The sequence below is a fragment of the Pradoshia sp. Z4_20 genome (assembly GCF_058216035.1).
On record NZ_JBZAJD010000001.1, the window covers coordinates 33,446 to 51,364 of the forward strand.

The window sequence follows — 17,919 nt, forward strand, 5'->3', positions numbered from 1 at the left end:
GAATAAAAGGGGTGAAAAGGTATGCCTGAATTACCTGAGGTCGAAACAATCAGAAGGACCCTCGAAGTTTTGGTACTTGGAAAAACAATTGATGATGTGGATATACGCTGGGCAAAAATTATAAAAGAGCCGGATGATGCTGAACTGTTTCGTATGCTTTTAAAAGGGCAAACCATTCATGAGATTGGGAGGCGAGGTAAATTCCTGATTTTCCATTTAGATGATTACAGTCTTGTTTCCCATTTACGGATGGAAGGGAAATACGGTCTTTATGATGAAACGGAACCGGCAGATAAGCATACGCATGTTATATTCAAATTTACGGATCAAACGGAATTGAGATACAGAGATGTCCGTAAGTTTGGCACGATGCATCTGCATACAAAGGGGACAGAATTGGAAGTATTGCCACTTTCAAAAGTAGGACCTGAGCCTTTTTCAGATGAATTTACACCAGATTACTTAAGCACAGCACTCAGTAAGACAAATCGTTTTATAAAAACGGTATTATTGGATCAAAGAGTAGTTGCAGGTCTTGGTAATATCTATGTGGATGAAGCATTGTTCCATTCCGGTATCCATCCTGAACGGCCGGCATCCACATTGACAAAAGAGGAAATAGAAAAACTATATACATCCATTAAGGAAACTCTTGCTACCGCCATTGAAAAAGGTGGAAGTACAGTACGATCCTATGTGAATTCACAGGGCCAAATCGGCATGTTTCAGCTCGAGCTGTTTGCATATTCGAGAAAAGGACAGCCTTGTAAAATTTGCGGAACAAACATGGAAAGAATTATTGTTGGAGGCAGAGGGACCATCTACTGTCCTGAATGTCAGCCATTAGCCTAACTGAATATGAACATAAGATGGGCTCCTTTCATATAGTAGGGTATTGATTATGGAAAGGAGTCCCTATGAAATGGAGCACATAGCATCAATAGTATTATTGGCATTGGCAGTGAGTCTGGATAGTTGCGGTGTGGGAATAACCTATGGAATGCGAAAAGTAAGTATACCGATTCGCTCCATCATCATCATTGCCGGTTGCTCTGCATTAAGCCTAGCATTCGGTATGTTAATGGGATCGTTAAGCGAGCATTTGATGGCACATTCCTGGACCGGTAAGCTAGGAGGATTTATCTTGCTGGTGCTTGGAATTTGGACACTTTCAAGTTACTTCAAGCGAAATGAAGATAATTGTCCCTATGTGGATGAAAGAACCTTATTCCAATTAGAAATAAAGTCTATTGGGCTGGTTATTCATATACTTAAAAAGCCATTAAGTGCAGACTTTGACCGTTCCGGGACCATTACTGGGTTAGAGGCTTTCTTTCTAGGATTAGCCTTATCATTAGATGGATTTGGAGCTGGAATAGGTGCTGGTATACTTCATTATCCCCTGTTTATTCAGGTGACTCTCTGTTTTGGTATGAGTGCTTTATTAATGACTGTGGGTATAAAAGCGGGAAAATTTCTGCAGGATTCCATTATGGCAAAGGTCTTTTCATTTATTCCGGGTTTAGTACTTATTTTTCTTGGGTTAACCAAAATAATTTAATAGGGAATGGAATGCTATGGGGAAAATATTCGGAGTTACAGGAGGGATTGCCAGTGGAAAGAGCAGCGTCAGCAAATGGCTCATTTCCAAGGGTTACCCTGTTATTGATGCAGATATCGCAGCAAGAAAAGTTGTCGAGCCTGGTATGCCAGCATTAGAGGAAATTAAAAATGTATTTGGTCAGGATATTTGTTTACCTGATGGGACATTAGACCGAAAAAAATTAGGTTCCATCGTATTTTCAAACTCTGAAAAACGGCAAATGTTAAATGGAATTGTTCATCCGGCAGTCAGGAAATGGATGATGGAAGAAACGGAGAAAGCGTTACACCAGGGGAAAGAACTCGTTTTCATGGACATTCCCCTATTGTTTGAAAGTAATTTGACGCATATGGTAGAGGGTATTATTCTTGTGTATGTAAAGCCCGAGGTCCAGTTAAAGAGATTAATGGCGCGGGATCATTTTACTGAGGAAGAAGCACTTGCGAGAATACGAGCACAAATGCCAATTGATGATAAGAAAAAATTGGCCAATTATATTGTTGACAATAACGGAGAATTTTTTGAGACGGAAGAGCAACTCATTGATCTAATTAAACAATTGAATGTATAATCAATAGAAAGGCTATCTGAGGGATAACGACCCTGGGATAGTCTTTTTTTGTATAAAATTCCATTTAATTTGGATAATTTGGGTATTTAAACCATGCAGCATTTTATTCAATGTGTTATACTAATTACATCATTTTTACAATAAGTATAACTTATATATAGGAGGAAGTTAAATGAGTGCAAGAGTTGCTATCAATGGGTTTGGCCGAATTGGCAGAATGGTTTTCCGAAAAGCAATATTGGATGAGCATCTTGAAATCGTAGCCATTAATGCTAGCTATCCGCCTGAAACATTAGCACATTTAATTAAATATGATACGAATCATGGTCCGTTTAATGGTGATGTACATGCTATGGATGATCATTTATTGATAAATGGTAAAAAAGTTCTTTTGCTTAATAATCGCAATCCTGAATTCCTGCCTTGGAAAAATCTTGGGATTGATATCGTAATCGAAGCAACTGGGAAATTTAATCATCGTGATCAAGCAGCTCTTCATTTAAATGCCGGTGCAAAACGAGTCGTTTTAACAGCTCCCGGGAAGAATGAGGACGTCACGATTGTAATGGGTGTTAACGAGGATACATTGGATATCAATAAACACCTTGTTATTTCTAATGCATCCTGCACAACTAACTGTCTCGCTCCTGTTGTAAAAGTACTCGATGAACAATTTGGAATTGACAATGGTCTTATGACAACCGTTCATGCATATACAAATGATCAAAATAATATCGATAACCCGCACAAAGATTTACGCAGAGCTCGTGCCTGTGCACAAAGTATCATACCTACCACAACTGGAGCAGCCAAAGCACTCTCACTGGTGCTTCCTCATTTAAAAGGAAAACTCCATGGTATTGCGTTGAGAGTACCAACTCCAAACGTCTCTTTAGTTGATTTGGTAGTAGATTTAAAAAGAGAAGTTACTGTTAATGAAATCAATCAAGCGTTTAAAACAGCAGCTGAAGGATCATTGGCCGGTATTATCCAATACAGCACAGAGCCGCTTGTTTCGATTGATTTTAATACGAATCCACATTCGGCTATTGTAGATGCACTCTCAACAATGGTGATTGGTGCAAATAAAGTGAAAGTGCTTGCCTGGTATGACAATGAGTGGGGATACTCATGCAGAGTGGTAGAATTAGTAAACCATGTGGCACGCCTTCTTCAGGAGGATAAGGTGAAAGTAAGTTAATAATAATAAACAATATCTATTACGGTCTGGCTGTCTTTCTAAAAAAAGGCGGTTCAGGCCGTTCTTTGATTCATATTCTAGAATAAACTAAGAAAAACAATTAATGTACATTTAGTGGTAATTATTAACTAATATTGAATTGTATGATTGCTTTTGAAATATAAACCATATATACTAAATGTCGTAAACTTCATCATCCTGGCAGTACTACTTAAAGGGTTAGGACCTCTCAGGACTAACTTTCCCCCGTGGTAGTAAAGGCCAGAAACGAAGATAATTATAATTCGTTTAAATGCTAAAGGGGGAATTGAACATGCATACAATAGGTCGTCATGTCATTTCTGAATTATGGGGCTGTGATTTATCTAAATTGAACGATGTTAATCAGATTGAACAAATATTCGTGGACGCTGCTTTACGATCTGGAGCTGAAGTTAGAGAAGTAGCCTTCCATAAGTTTGCGCCACAGGGAGTAAGCGGAGTAGTCATTATATCTGAATCACATTTAACCATTCATAGTTTTCCGGAACATGGTTATGCGAGTATTGATGTATATACATGCGGTGACTTAGATCCTAATGTGGCTGCTGATTTTATAGCTGAAGCCTTAAACGCTCAGGTTAGGGAACACATTGAAATCCCGCGAGGCATGGGTCCGGTTGCTGTCAGCCATGTTCTTGCTAAAGCATTATAAATAAAAAATATTAAAGAGATGTCCTTTTGTGTTGACTCAAAAAAGCTAGATTCAAACTCTAACTTTTAGGGGTGCAGTACATATGCATCTCTTTTTTTTGTGGCAAACGTCTTTTACTTGCCCATTATTTACTTTTCTCCGATAGTATTGGCCGTATCATAGATAAAAAATAGCATTTTATGCAAACAGACTTGTCCTATTCGATTTGTTTTAATAAGATAGAACTATAGAAAAGGACGGTGCTAATCTATGATATGTCCAACGTGCCAACATAATGGGACAAGAGTGCTGGATTCCCGCCCTGCGGATGAAGGACGTTCAATACGTAGAAGAAGAGAATGCGAATCCTGTAGTTATCGTTTTACTACATTTGAAAAGGTAGAAGAAATTCCGCTAATTGTGGTAAAAAAAGATGGCGCACGGGAAGAATATAGCAGAGAAAAAATCCTAAGAGGTTTAATCCGAGCTTGTGAAAAGCGTCATGTTGCTCTTAAAGAACTGGAAGAGATTGCAACTGATGTTGAAAAAGAAATAAGAAATCAAGGATTTTCTGAAATAAAAAGTGATTTAATAGGTGAAATGGTTATGGATAGGCTGGCTGAGTTGGATGAAGTGGCCTATGTCCGTTTCGCTTCTGTGTATCGTCAATTTAAGGATATAAATGTCTTTATTGACGAATTGAAAGAATTAATGAAAAAAGAGGATTAAGTAGAGCTGAAGACAGTTTCTTTAGCTCTTTTTTCAACTATAAAAACCCGAAGTACGAAAGGTTTGTAGACAATGCAATTTTCATGGAAGTTTGTAAATCCTAAAGACAGATATGTTGTACTATATAAAGAAAAGCTATCAGAAATGGACCATAAATCGATTCAATATTTATATCAGCCACTTGTAGGAGGATTGGCTGTTTCTTTGTATATGACCTTATTAAACGAAGTCAATACAGGTAACATGTATTCCAGACAAACGACACATCGTTGGTTAATGGATGTACTTGGTTTACCTTTGGATGAGATATTTCAATACCGAAAAAGGCTTGAAGGAATTGGGTTATTAAAAACATATAAAAAAGCAACTCCGGAAGGTAATGTTTTTATATATGAGATTCTTTGTCCTTTAAGTCCGGATAAATTTTTCCATGATGATTTGCTGCCTATTTATCTGAAGCAAAAACTAGAAGAGAGACATTACGAACGGCTGCTCACGATGTTTGCGGATAAACGTATACCGGATGATTATGAGGAAATAACACAATCGTTCAATGAGGTGTTTGCATCTGAATTTCGCAATCCAAAAGAAATCATCAGCTCGGAAACTGATCAAAACATGCAATTCTTCTCAAAGGACCCACAGGGATATAGCCATAATTTAATGGAGCAATTTGATTTCGAGTTATTATTTGCGACGGCTAAAAACAGCTTTATATCGAGAAAAGCGTTTACTCCAAATGTGATGGAATCCATCGCGATGCTATCGTATTTATATAAAATTAATGTAATGGATATGAGCAAGTTGATTTTACGCTGTCAAAATCAACATAATGAAATTGATATAGACGAACTTAGAAAATGTGCAAGGGAGTTTTTCCACATCAATCATGGTGAAGAAATGCCGACACTGATTGAACAGAAACAGCCTGAGTATGAACGTACGATCATAGAACCTAAAACACCCGAGGAGCATTTGCTGTATACTTTTGAAACAACCTCTCCGTTGGAATTTCTAGTTAGCCTTTCGCAAGGCGCAATGCCTTCCGACAATGATCTGGCACTTGTAGAAAAGGTCATGGTCAATCAAAAGCTTCCTCCTGGAGTCGTTAATGTCCTTCTGCACTATGTCATGTTAAAATCAGATATGAAATTGCAATCAAACTATGTGGAGACAATTGCTTCGCACTGGGCGAGGAAAAATATCACCACCGTACGTGAAGCCTATGAAATGGCTTTGAGTGAGCATAAGAAATACCAAACCTGGGCTAATGAGAAAAAGACGAAAACAAATAAATCAACACGCCGCACATCGGGTAATGCGAGGAAGGAAATCGTTCCTGACTGGCTGGATGAAACAAAGAAGAAAGAGCCAGTTGCTCAATCCACCGAAATTGCTGAGCGGGTAAGAAAACTCAAGGAAAAATTGCAAAATGAAAATTCTAAATAAACAGGAGGTGTATAAGGATGAAAAATATACAGGATGCACTGAATCAGCTCGGGAAGCGTGAAAACTTTCAACAAAGATTGGATGAAATGAGAAATATTGTTTTAAAAGATCCTGATGTCCGTTTATTTATAAATGAACATAGCAGTCAGCTGACAAGCGACATGATTGAAAAAAGCATGAATAAGCTCTACGAGTTCTCCACTCAAACGAAGACATGTGACGAATGTCCTTCTTTATCTGAATGTAAAAATCTTCTTCAGGGTCATCATCCGCACCTGTTTATTCAGGGGAAACGGATTGATGTTCGGTATGAACCCTGTCATAAAAAACGCAGGCAGGAAGAGAAGAATCGATTACGTAAGCTGATCCGTGCCAGCCATGTACCAAAAGAAATTGTGGAGGCTTCTTTTTCTAATTTGATTTGGGATGAGTATACGACCGAAGCACGTGTGGAGGCAGTCGAAAAGGCAAAGAATTTTGTTGACTCATATATAAATGGTGCTGGTCATAAAGGGCTCTATTTATACGGTGAATTTGGGGTAGGTAAAACCTATTTGCTTGGTGCGATTGCAAATGCACTGTCTGAAGAGGGCGTTTCATCACATATTGTGTACTGGCCTGAATATTTAAGAGAATTAAAAGGGTCCTTCGCGGAAAATTCCTATAACCAAAAGGTGGATGCCTTAAAGGAAGTTCCTATTTTGATGATTGATGATATTGGAGCAGAAACGATGAGTGCCTGGTCGCGTGATGATGTACTGGGACCGATCCTTCAATATCGAATGCATGAAAATCTTCCAACCTTTTTCACCTCCAATTTTAACATGAAACAATTGGAACACCATTTCACGTATTCTCAGCGTGGAGATGAAGAACTGGTTAAAGGTAAAAGGATCATGGAGAGAGTCCGTAATTTAACGGAGCCAATTGAAATGGACGGAAAAAATCGTAGAGATTAAAGAGAATAAAAGGTTTGGCAAAGAGGCAGCTCGCAAAAAAGGGGCTGTCTCTTTTTAGATATTACTATTCCTTAATAAGCTAACAGACCTGGCATGAAATAAATTGACTGGAATTCATATGATATGTAGGCAATAGTACAGCGGCTCTGTACAGTCTGCCATGATGCTTTTATTTTACATCTAATTTTATCCATCCATTCTAAAGGGTTGCCATGTCCCATATACATAAAACTAGGAGTTCCGATAGTCTGGAGGGATAGGGTTGCTTACGATGTATTTTGATTCACAGGAAGAACAGGCTAATTGGCATGTTCGATTTAAGAACAGCGATTTTTTTATCCGACAGGCAATTCATTCTGTTCATAAGGATGGCCAAAAGTCTGTCTCCTTTCTTTGGGACCCGGATCAGGAGGAAATTTTTTGTCACGCACTCATTGATGCTTTATATACATTTTTCTCTACCTATCATCTGGAATGCAAAATTCGGGATGTGATTCGGGAACGCTTTTTATATGAGGATGAAGATGAAATTAGCCAGATTGCAGAAATCGCATTGCTCATGTGGGATGGTGAAGCTGCCTACTGCGGTAGCCATCACCTTTCAGAACAATTAAAAAAACAAGTCAAGTATCTCCTGCAGGAAGTAGTTAAACAAAGAATTGATTTTTCGTTTCGATCCTTATGGAATTTCCGTTTAAGGGATATCCATGAATCGCTTGTTACATTAGTTGGATTTGCGATTGATGAGTATAAGCTTGAGCAGGATTATCAGGAATTTATCTCTGTGCTAAGACGATTGATAGAGGAGCGGAATCCACAGATTGATGAAATTCATTTAGTTTATCATGAAGAATTTCAATTTTATAATCGATATTTTGAGCCAATTTCTAAACAAGATATTCTTAAAGTGATTGACCGTAAATTGATGGCTGAGAATCCTATGTTTATTGATTCAAACACCATTGCACCGCTGGTTTCCTTAGCACCGAAACGAATTCATATTTATGCGGATGATGAGGATAATCGTGTAATCACTACATTGAGGAAAATTTTCGAGGAAAGAATCCTTTTATTCCGAATCAGTTACTTCCATGAACAGGTTAAAAAGGTAGAAGAGCGTTCATAATGATAAAAGAATAGAAAGTGACTTGCTTTTGTCCTCATAAGCTTTTATAATAACCTACATACAAGTTTATAATTCGATAGGTTACGATAAGGACATGAGTGTTTTAAAAAGCTGTGAACAGAGAGGGAAGCCAGTGGCTGCAAGCTTCCTCATAGACTTGAAATGCTTACCGCCTTTGAACTTCAGCCAGGAAAACATATTTGGGTGATTATTGGCTGACGGGAACTCCGTTAAAAGATACAAGTGCCGGAAAAGCTGAACCATCAGCACCGGAATTTGGGTGGAACCGCGGGTTTGTTTAGTATACAATAGCTCGTCCCTTAATTTATCAGGGACGGGCTTTTTATTATGTAGAAAAAGGAGTGGCTCACATGGCTGAAATGATCAAAATTACATTTCCAGATGGCGCGGTAAAGGAATTTGAATCTGGAATTACAACTGAGCAAATTGCTTCTTCCATTAGTTCTGGATTAAAGAAAAAAGCAATTGCAGGAAAGGTAAACGGAGCATTATATGATTTGCGCCGACCAATTACAGAGGATGCGTCAGTAGAGATTGTGACTCCGGATCAACCGGAAGCCCTGGAGGTATTGCGCCACAGTACAGCGCATTTATTAGCACAGGCAGTTAAACGTATTTATAAAGATGTTAAATTCGGTGTAGGCCCAGTAATTGAAGGCGGCTTCTATTATGATATGGATTTAGAGAAATCCATTACACCGGAAGACCTTCCTTTAATCGAAAAAGAAATGAAGAAAATCATTAATGCGAATATTGATATTGTCCGTAAAGAAGTCAGCCGTGCTGAAGCGAAGCGTCTATTTGAAGAAATTGGCGATGAGTATAAGCTGGAATTGATTGATGCGATTCCTGAAGAGGAAACTGTAACGATTTATGAACAAGGTGAATTTTTTGACCTTTGCCGAGGTGTTCATGTACCTTCAACTGGCAAAATTAAAGAATTTAAGCTATTGAATATTGCGGGGGCCTACTGGCGTGGAGACAGCGATAATAAAATGCTTCAACGTGTGTATGGAACTGCATTTTTCAAGAAAGAAGATTTGGACGAGCATTTACGTCTGTTAGAAGAAGCGAAAGAACGTGATCACCGTAAAATTGGGAAAGAGCTTGATTTATTCATGAACTCTCAATTAATTGGACAAGGCCTTCCGTTATGGCTTCCAAAAGGTGCAACGATTCGCCGCGTCATTGAACGCTATATTGTGGATAAGGAACAAAAGCTTGGCTATGACCATGTGTATACACCAATCATGGGAAGTGTTGACCTCTATAAAACTTCCGGCCACTGGGATCACTATCAGGAAAATATGTTCCCAGTAATGGATATGGATAATGAACAGCTGGTTCTTCGTCCAATGAACTGCCCGCATCACATGATGATTTATAAAAACGATATTCACAGCTATCGTGAGCTTCCGATTCGGATTGCTGAATTGGGTATGATGCATAGATATGAAATGTCCGGTGCATTGGCAGGCCTGCAACGGGTACGTGGAATGACATTAAATGATGCTCACGTATTTGTACGTCCTGACCAAATTAAAGATGAATTCAAACGTGTTGTTACTTTGATTCTGGAAGTATATAAAGACTTCGGCATGGAGAACTATTCCTTCCGTCTTTCTTACCGTGATCCGGCGGATAAAGAAAAATACTTTGATGATGATGCAATGTGGGAAAGAGCTCAATCCATGCTGAAAGAAGCAATGGATGAGATGGGTCTTGACTATTTCGAAGCAGAAGGCGAAGCTGCTTTCTACGGACCTAAATTGGATGTTCAAGTTAAAACAGCGCTTGGAAAAGATGAGACTCTTTCCACAGTACAGCTTGACTTCTTGCTTCCTGAACGTTTTGACCTTACGTACGTTGGAGAAGACGGCAAACAGCATCGCCCAGTTGTTATTCACCGTGGGGTTGTTTCAACTATGGAACGTTTCGTTGCGTTCTTAATTGAGGAATACAAAGGAGCTTTCCCTACTTGGTTAGCACCAGTTCAGGTTCAGGTTATTCCAGTATCTCCGGATGTTCATCTTGATTATGCAAAAGAAATTGAAGCGAGCCTTCAACGTGCAGGTTTACGTGTAGAAGTAGACCTACGCGATGAAAAAATGGGCTATAAGATTCGTGAAGCTCAAATGCTAAAAATCCCTTACATGCTTGTGGTGGGAGATCAGGAACAAGAAAATGGTAATGTTAACGTTCGTAAGTATGGAGAACAGAAATCAGAGACTATGCCATTTGATGAGTTCTTGACTTTGATTAAAGGTGAATTGAAATAAAACTCTAGATGATAAGGGGCCTATCCGAATTTGGATAGGCCCTTTTTATTAAGAAACCAGCTTTTGTGGTGGATTATATTATAATTTGCTATAAAGAAGAGCGCCTATGCTCTTCGTTTTTATACTTAAATTTCAAGGTACCTTCATGATTTACCGGCAAACTTGAAAGAGGGTTAAAAGCTGGTTTTCCCCATTATCCTTATCCCCATGATGAACATCTATCTAATAATAATAAGATTACTGCAAACTCAGCCTCTAGGCATTTTTCGCCATTCTGTACTATATGTGAAATTTTTTACGATAATTAACAAACAATAATCTAATTTTGTCCTGATTTTTTCTTTAATTCACAGGGTGTTCACTCCTGATTTCCCTCTGTAAAATGGAAGAGAGCTAGTTGATACAAAAAAATGTAAGCGCATTAATTTTGTTCGACAGATGAAAGTTCTAATAATTTAGTAACAGGTATATGCAATGAGCTTATTCTAATCAGATTACTCAAATTCGATTTTTCGATCTACTTTTTTAAAGAGGTATGCTGCAACTCAATTTTTGAAAAGGGTGATTATATATGAAATTTAGCAATGGGAATTGGCTGGATAAGGAAGGCTATCAGCTTCATTATCCAATGGAAGTATACGATCTGGAAAAAGATGGTAATAAACTATCGATTTTTGCTCCGTTTACAAAAATTCTACATAGAGGAAAAACATTGGACGGAGGGTTAATGACCATTGAGTTATCTTCACCTCTTGAGGATGTTATTTCTGTCAAACTGCTTCATCATATTGGAGCACCGATGAGAGGGCCGGAATTTGAACTGGCAAAACAGAATCCAGACGTTTATATAGAGGAAGCGGATGAAGAGATATCGTATCAGAGCGGAAATCTGCGGGCTTCTATTAGAAAAAAAGGGGATTGGAATATTGATTTCTTTTCTGGGGATGAACGAATTGTATCCAGTCAAAGTATGGGGATGAGCTATATTTTGACTGATAAAAAAGAGCCCTATATGCGAGAACAATTAACATTAGATGTTGGGGAATTAATTTATGGATTAGGAGAAAGGTTTACACCGTTTGTGAAAAATGGACAAACGGTTGATATATGGAATGAAGATGGCGGTACAAGCAGTGAACAAGCTTATAAAAATATACCGCTTTATCTAAGTAATAAAGGCTATGGAGTTTTTGTGAACCATCCAGAGAAAGTATCATTTGAGATTGGATCAGAAAAAGTCTCTAAAGCACAATTTAGTGTACCAGGTGAAAGTCTGGAGTATTTTATTATAAATGGATCGACAATGAAGGATGTACTAGAAAAGTATACAACTTTAACAGGGAAGCCAAGCCTACCACCGGCATGGACATTTGGTCTATGGTTAAGTACGTCATTTACAACAGATTATGACGAAGAGACTGTAAATCATTTTATCGATGGAATGCTGGAAAGAGATATTCCATTGGATGTTTTTCATTTTGATTGCTTTTGGATGAAGGAATTTGAATGGTGTAATTTTGAGTGGGATAAGCGCGTTTTTCCTGAACCGGAAAGCATGTTGAAAAGGCTGAAGGATAAAGGGTTAAAAATCTGTTTGTGGATTAATCCATATATCGGACAGAAATCTCCATTATTTAAAGAGGGACTGGAAAATGGTTATTTCATTAAGCGTAAGGATGGACATGTTTGGCAATGGGATAAGTGGCAGCCGGGGTTGGCGGTTGTAGATTTCACTAATCCTGAAGCATGCAAATGGTTTGAGGAAAAGCTTGAAGCTTTAATTGATATGGGGGTAGATAGCTTTAAAACAGATTTCGGTGAGCGGATTCCTACGGATGTTGTCTATCATGATGGTTCTGACCCGCAGAAAATGCATAATTACTATACGTATTTATATAACAAAATCGTCTATGAGTTATTAGAAAGAAAGCTTGGAAAGGGAGAGGCAGCTGTCTTTGCCCGATCAGCTTCTGTTGGAAGCCAGAAATTCCCTGTCCATTGGGGAGGAGATTGCTGGTCCACTTATCCTTCGATGGCTGAATCATTACGAGGGGGCTTGTCTTTTGGCTTATCAGGATTTAGTTACTGGAGCCATGATATTGCGGGCTTTGAACATGGAGCTACACCTGATTTGTATAAGCGTTGGACTCAATTTGGCTTGTTATCCTCTCACAGCCGTTATCATGGTAATGCTGAATATAAGGTTCCTTGGATCTATGATGAAGAAGCGGTGGATGTCACACGAACTTTTACAAAATTAAAAAATTCATTAATGCCTTATTTATACAGAATGGCATGTGAGTCAGCGGAAACTGGTGTTCCTATGATGAGGCCTATGATCCTTGAATATATGGAGGATGAATCGTGCCACTATTTAGATCGCCAATATATGTTAGGAGATTCTCTATTAGTTGCTCCAATCTTTAATGAAGATGGAAAAGTAACATACTATTTGCCAAAGGGTAAATGGACAAACTTCCTGACAAATGAGGTCGTCGACGGAGGAACATGGCAGGCGGAGGAACATGGGTATATGACATTACCATTAATGGCAAAACCAAACTCTCTTATTGCGGTAGGCTCTGTTGATTCTACAGCAGTTTATGATTATGCAGAGGAAGTAACTTTTCATTTATTTGAACTGGAAGAAGGTAAAACCGTAAACTCACATATCTATAACCAAAATGGTGAGAATGTGTGCAGGATTACGATTTCCCGCTCAGGTAATGCGTTAATCGTAGAAGGGGAGAGAGTTTCCAAACCATATTCACTCGTCATTCGAAATAGAAAAAGCGTCTTAGCTGTTAAGGGCGGGGAAAGTATAGAAACAGAACAGGGTGTATGTATCCATGCAAATGAAAATAGGGTAGTGATTGAACTATGATTCACCAACAAATTAAAAAAATTGTTTATGGTGGAGATTATAATCCTGAACAATGGCCTGAAGAGATTTGGCAGGAGGATATGCGGATTTCAAGACTCGCAGATATAGACATCATGACAATTAATGTATTTGCCTGGGCTATGCTGCAGCCTAAAGAGGATGAATACGATTTCTCATTGCTTGATAGAGTGATGGATTTGTTGGCAGAAAATAAGATTTATGCATGTTTAGCAACAAGTACGGCTGTTCACCCAGCTTGGATGGCCAGGAAGTATAATGATTTGTTACGTGTGGATTTTGATGGCAGAAAACGAAAATTTGGATTACGCCATAATTCTTGTCCGAACAGTTCTTCCTACCGCCACTTTTCAGCAAGACTAGTAGAGGAAATTGCTAAGCGTTATCAAAACCATCCTGCTCTCACACTATGGCATGTCTCTAATGAATATGGAGGGGATTGTTATTGTGAAAACTGTGAAAAGGCATTTCGAGTTTGGCTGAGAAGAAAATATAACACGTTGGATGAATTAAATCGGGTCTGGAATACACGATTTTGGGGACATACATTCTATGACTGGGATGAAATTGTCCTGCCAAATAATTTAAGTGAGCATTTAGGAAACTCAGATTACACAGGCTTTCAGGGGATTTCACTCGATTATCGCCGTTTTAACTCTGATAGTATGCTGGAATGCTATAAATTGGAATATGACATTATCAAAAAATACACTCCTGATATAAAGGTAACCACTAATTTAATGGGAACATACAAGCTGTTAGATTATCAAAAGTGGGCGAACTATATGGATATTATCTCGTGGGATAATTATCCTGAGGTGGGATCTCCGGTAAGTAAGGAAGCAATGCGGCATGATTTAATGCGAGGATTGAAGCAAGGAGAACCATTTATATTAATGGAACAAACACCGAGTGTAACAAATTGGCAGCCATATAATGCCCTAAAGCGGCCTGGTGTCATGCGCCTACAAAGTCTTCAGGCTGTCGCTCATGGAGCAGATAGTGTGATGTTTTTCCAAATTCGTCGCTCTATTGGCGCCTGTGAAAAATTCCATGGAGCCGTAATTGATCATGCCGGACACGAACATACACGTGTATTTAAAGAGTGCGCTGAGCTGGGGAAAGAATTGACTGCACTTGGGGATACAATTATCGATTCAAGAGTGAAAGCGAAAGTCGCGATTGTTTTTGACTGGGATAACTGGTGGGCCGTGGAACTTTCAAGTGGTCCAAGCAGAGATTTGAATTATGAACAAGAGGTATGGAAATTTTATCATGCGTTATTTGAGCAAAATATTCAGGTTGATATCATAGCTGAGAATGATGATTTTAACTCGTATGAGGTTGTCATTGCGCCCGTTCTCTATATGACCAAGGCTGGTTTTAAAGAGAAAGCGGAAGCGTTTACTGAAAATGAGGGTTCCTTTATCACTACTTTTTTCAGCGGCATAGTCGATGAACATGATTTAGTCATAGGAGGAGGATATCCAGGCCATTTGCGTCATTTACTTGGGATTTGGGTGGAAGAAATTGATGCTCTGCCGCCTGGAAAAACGAATCATATTTTAATGGCTTCCTCTCAAAAAGATAGATACCAGCCATCCTATTCATGTTCATTGCTTTGTGATCTTCTCCACCTTGAAGGGGCTGAGGCATTAGCTTTCTATGGTGAAGATTTTTATAAAGGAATGCCAGCAGTTACTCGGAATCAATATGGTAATGGGTATGCCTACTATATTGCATCCAGTGTGGATCCTGAGTTTCTTCGTGATTTCCTGGAAAATGTATGCAGAGAGCGAAATGTGAAGCCGGTGCTTACTGCTCCAAAAGGAGTTGAAGTATCAAGACGCGAAAAGAATGGTGAAGAGATCATTTTTATATTGAACCATAATGAAAATGAGGAAATGATTCAGGTGGATGACTCCTATTTTGATTTGATTCATCAACGGGAATACTCCGGTTCAATAGCAATCTCAGGCAGAGATGTTGTTATTTTATCTAAGATTTAATGGAGAGAGGACAGGAAGCTGTCCTCTTCTTAGTAAGAATGGGGTGAAGGAAAGTGGGAAGTGAACCATTGAGAGGCTTCAGCAGGCATTGGACATATAGCGATAAGCCTGCTGATAAATGGGAATTTGCGAATGTATGTGGAAATGGAGAGCTGGGAGCCATACATTATGGGCAGCCACACAAGGAAACGATTATTGTGAACCATGCGGAATTATTTCTTCCAACCGGCTCGCCACAGACCATGCCAGATATGTCCTTTTATTTAGAAGATGTGAGAAGAATCAGCAAGAGTGATGGTTATAGAGCATCCCATCAATTCTTTATTGAAAAAGGGGAAGAACTGGGACATACAATCGTGGACACAGACCCATTCCATCCTGGATTCTTTCTAAATATTGAACAAAGCCAAACGGAAGGATTGCGTGAATACTGCCGTTATACAGATTTTGAAAAGGGAGAGATTGGTTCTTCATGGGAGAATGATGGAAATAGGTTTCAGCGCCGCCTTTTTTCCTCAAGAACCGATCAGCTTATAGCATTAAGTATTAAAATGGATGAACATCTGCCGTTAACTTGTTTAACCATAGATGAAAACAATCATCCTTTAATAAAGTCTAGATATGAATGCCTCCCTAATGACGTGTTAGTTGGAACTCATGATTACGTACATGGAAAAGGCGGATACTATACCTTTGTGCACATAAAAAATTGTGATGGAACGATACAGTGCACGCCTACTTCAATTGAAGCAAGGAATGCCAGTAAGTTACTGATATTAATGAAAATTATTCCATTCGCCGAACACAATGAAGATATGGTGAGAGAGGTATCGTCCTTATTTTCCGGTTTTTCCGATACATATGAAGCATTATTCGATTCCCATCAAGTAAAACACTCAGAAGTCTTTAACCGTGTCTCCTTAAATTTAAATGGCGGAGAAAAAAGAGGCTGGAGTACCGATCAACTACTGGCGGATGTTGAGGAAACTTCCAGTGTACCACCGGCATTATTAGAGAGATTATTTGATGCAGGAAGATATATGTTTATCTGCAGTGCCGGTGTACGTCCGCCAAATCTTCAGGGGATATGGACGGGAACATGGGAGCCTTCCTGGTCATCTGATTATACGTTAGATACTAATTTGCAATTGGCCATGGCTTCTGTTTTTAGCTGTAATATGCTTGAAGGCATTCACCCATATACAGCCCTGCTCGATTCTTATATGGAAGATTTTCGTTATAATGCCAGGATGCTCTTTGGATGTAGAGGCATTCTCTCAGGTGTTCGGGCTTCAAGCCATGGAAGGCATTTGCACTGGGGAGAATCTTCCTGGGGAGATCGAGAATGCGATACGTTTTTTGGCGCTTTTTGGACGTGCGGGGGAGGATGGCTTGCTCATTGGCTGTATGACTATTATTTGTATACTGGAAATCAGCAGTTCCTACGAGAACATGCATTACCGTTTATGTTAGAAATCATAGCCTTTTATGAGGACTTTTTATATGAGGAAGAAGGAATATATGTCTTTAATCCCTCTTATTCCGCTGAAAATGGAATCGCGTTTAATAGTACTCAGGATATTGCCGTAGCGAAAGAGGTTTTAAATCATACAATCGAGGCTTGCAGGGAGCTTGGAATTTATCAAGAATCTATACCGCATTGGCAGCAAATGATAGAAAAAATGCCGCCGTACCTGATTAATGAGGATGGGGCATTGAAGGAGTGGGCTGTATGGGATCATGATGATAACTATAACCATCGGCATTTTTCTCACCTATATCCGCTTTTTCAAAGCTATGAATTTTCCGATACCGAGACTCCTGAACTTTGGGAGGCATCCAAACGGGCATTGGAGCTAAAAATGGAACATTGGCTATATAACCCTGACACCGATACCTCGTCTCATGGCCGTATGCATGCAGGATTATCGGCTGCCAGATTAGGAATGGGAGATGTTGTAATTGATATTATCCGGATGATGGCAGCTGGCGGAGCTATCTATCCTAGTTTAATGACAGCTCATTATGACCATTTTAATGTGTTTAATGTTGATGCAAATGGATGTATTCCTGAGCTTCTGGTAAATCTCCTGGTTTTTTCATTGCCGGGGAAACTTGAATTGCTGCCAGCTATCCCTAAGAACTTAACAAAGGGAGCAGTCGAGGGCATTTTATGTCGTAAACGAATGAAGATATCGACTATGGAGTGGAATTTGGAAGAAGGAATTCTTTCCTGTACCTTACTTTCAGATATAAATCAGGAAATCTCTCTTTCAATTGAAGAAGAAAAAGGAAATTGGTTTTTAAACAATAATCAAAGAGATACATGGAAAATAAATTTAAAAGCAGGAGAAAATACTACACTTACATTTAAACAAAAGGAATAAGGAGGCAGGG

At 39.0% G+C, this 17,919-nt stretch carries 13 protein-coding genes; all 13 read left to right on the forward strand.

Going from position 1 to position 17,919, the window contains the following annotated elements; all coding sequences use genetic code 11:
* Positions 1 to 21: 21 nt before the first annotated feature.
* The 13 genes from mutM to AC4BHP_RS00210 all read left to right on the forward strand — a co-directional run bounded on the left by mutM (position 22) and on the right by AC4BHP_RS00210 (position 17,909).
* Positions 22 to 852 carry a DNA-formamidopyrimidine glycosylase gene (gene mutM / locus AC4BHP_RS00150; protein WP_066108883.1) on the forward strand — a complete coding sequence of 277 codons (831 nt, stop codon included), beginning with the start codon at positions 22 to 24 and terminating at the stop codon, positions 850 to 852.
* Between the two features lie 70 nt (positions 853 to 922).
* Positions 923 to 1,561, forward strand: coding sequence for a sporulation membrane protein YtaF (ytaF, locus tag AC4BHP_RS00155; protein WP_490551054.1), 639 nt, complete (start codon positions 923 to 925; stop codon positions 1,559 to 1,561).
* A 16-nt stretch (positions 1,562 to 1,577) separates the two neighbouring features.
* Complete coding sequence (gene coaE / locus AC4BHP_RS00160; protein WP_490551055.1) at positions 1,578 to 2,174, forward strand: dephospho-CoA kinase; 597 nt, start codon at positions 1,578 to 1,580, stop codon at positions 2,172 to 2,174.
* A 172-nt stretch (positions 2,175 to 2,346) separates the two neighbouring features.
* Positions 2,347 to 3,375 (forward strand): glyceraldehyde-3-phosphate dehydrogenase, encoded by a 1,029-nt coding sequence (locus tag AC4BHP_RS00165; protein WP_066108875.1) that lies wholly within the window; start codon positions 2,347 to 2,349, stop codon positions 3,373 to 3,375.
* A gap of 313 nt (positions 3,376 to 3,688) precedes the next feature.
* Positions 3,689 to 4,069, forward strand: a complete 381-nt coding sequence (gene speD / locus AC4BHP_RS00170; protein ID WP_066108871.1) for an adenosylmethionine decarboxylase — start codon at positions 3,689 to 3,691, stop codon at positions 4,067 to 4,069.
* Between the two features lie 249 nt (positions 4,070 to 4,318).
* Complete coding sequence (gene nrdR / locus AC4BHP_RS00175) at positions 4,319 to 4,777, forward strand: transcriptional regulator NrdR (RefSeq protein ID WP_066108869.1); 459 nt, start codon at positions 4,319 to 4,321, stop codon at positions 4,775 to 4,777.
* A gap of 72 nt (positions 4,778 to 4,849) precedes the next feature.
* The gene (locus AC4BHP_RS00180) at positions 4,850 to 6,226 is read left to right on the forward strand and encodes a replication initiation and membrane attachment family protein (RefSeq protein ID WP_066108866.1); all 1,377 of its coding nucleotides are present in this window, start codon (positions 4,850 to 4,852) and stop codon (positions 6,224 to 6,226) included.
* 17 nt (positions 6,227 to 6,243) lie between these two features.
* Complete coding sequence (dnaI, locus tag AC4BHP_RS00185) at positions 6,244 to 7,185, forward strand: primosomal protein DnaI (RefSeq protein WP_066108861.1); 942 nt, start codon at positions 6,244 to 6,246, stop codon at positions 7,183 to 7,185.
* A 271-nt stretch (positions 7,186 to 7,456) separates the two neighbouring features.
* Positions 7,457 to 8,311, forward strand: a complete 855-nt coding sequence (locus tag AC4BHP_RS00190; protein ID WP_254654738.1) for a putative sporulation protein YtxC — start codon at positions 7,457 to 7,459, stop codon at positions 8,309 to 8,311.
* A gap of 371 nt (positions 8,312 to 8,682) precedes the next feature.
* On the forward strand, positions 8,683 to 10,611 hold the full coding sequence (gene thrS, locus AC4BHP_RS00195) for a threonine--tRNA ligase (protein WP_066108853.1): 1,929 nt from the start codon (positions 8,683 to 8,685) through the stop codon (positions 10,609 to 10,611).
* Between the two features lie 571 nt (positions 10,612 to 11,182).
* Positions 11,183 to 13,495, forward strand: a complete 2,313-nt coding sequence (yicI, locus tag AC4BHP_RS00200) for an alpha-xylosidase (RefSeq protein ID WP_490551056.1) — start codon at positions 11,183 to 11,185, stop codon at positions 13,493 to 13,495.
* On the forward strand, positions 13,492 to 15,522 hold the full coding sequence (locus AC4BHP_RS00205) for a beta-galactosidase (RefSeq protein WP_490551057.1): 2,031 nt from the start codon (positions 13,492 to 13,494) through the stop codon (positions 15,520 to 15,522). The genes yicI and AC4BHP_RS00205 overlap by 4 nt, the downstream gene beginning before the upstream one ends.
* Before the next feature lie 53 nt (positions 15,523 to 15,575).
* The gene (locus AC4BHP_RS00210) at positions 15,576 to 17,909 is read left to right on the forward strand and encodes a glycosyl hydrolase family 95 catalytic domain-containing protein (RefSeq protein WP_490551058.1); all 2,334 of its coding nucleotides are present in this window, start codon (positions 15,576 to 15,578) and stop codon (positions 17,907 to 17,909) included.
* The last annotated feature ends 10 nt before the right edge of the window (positions 17,910 to 17,919 follow it).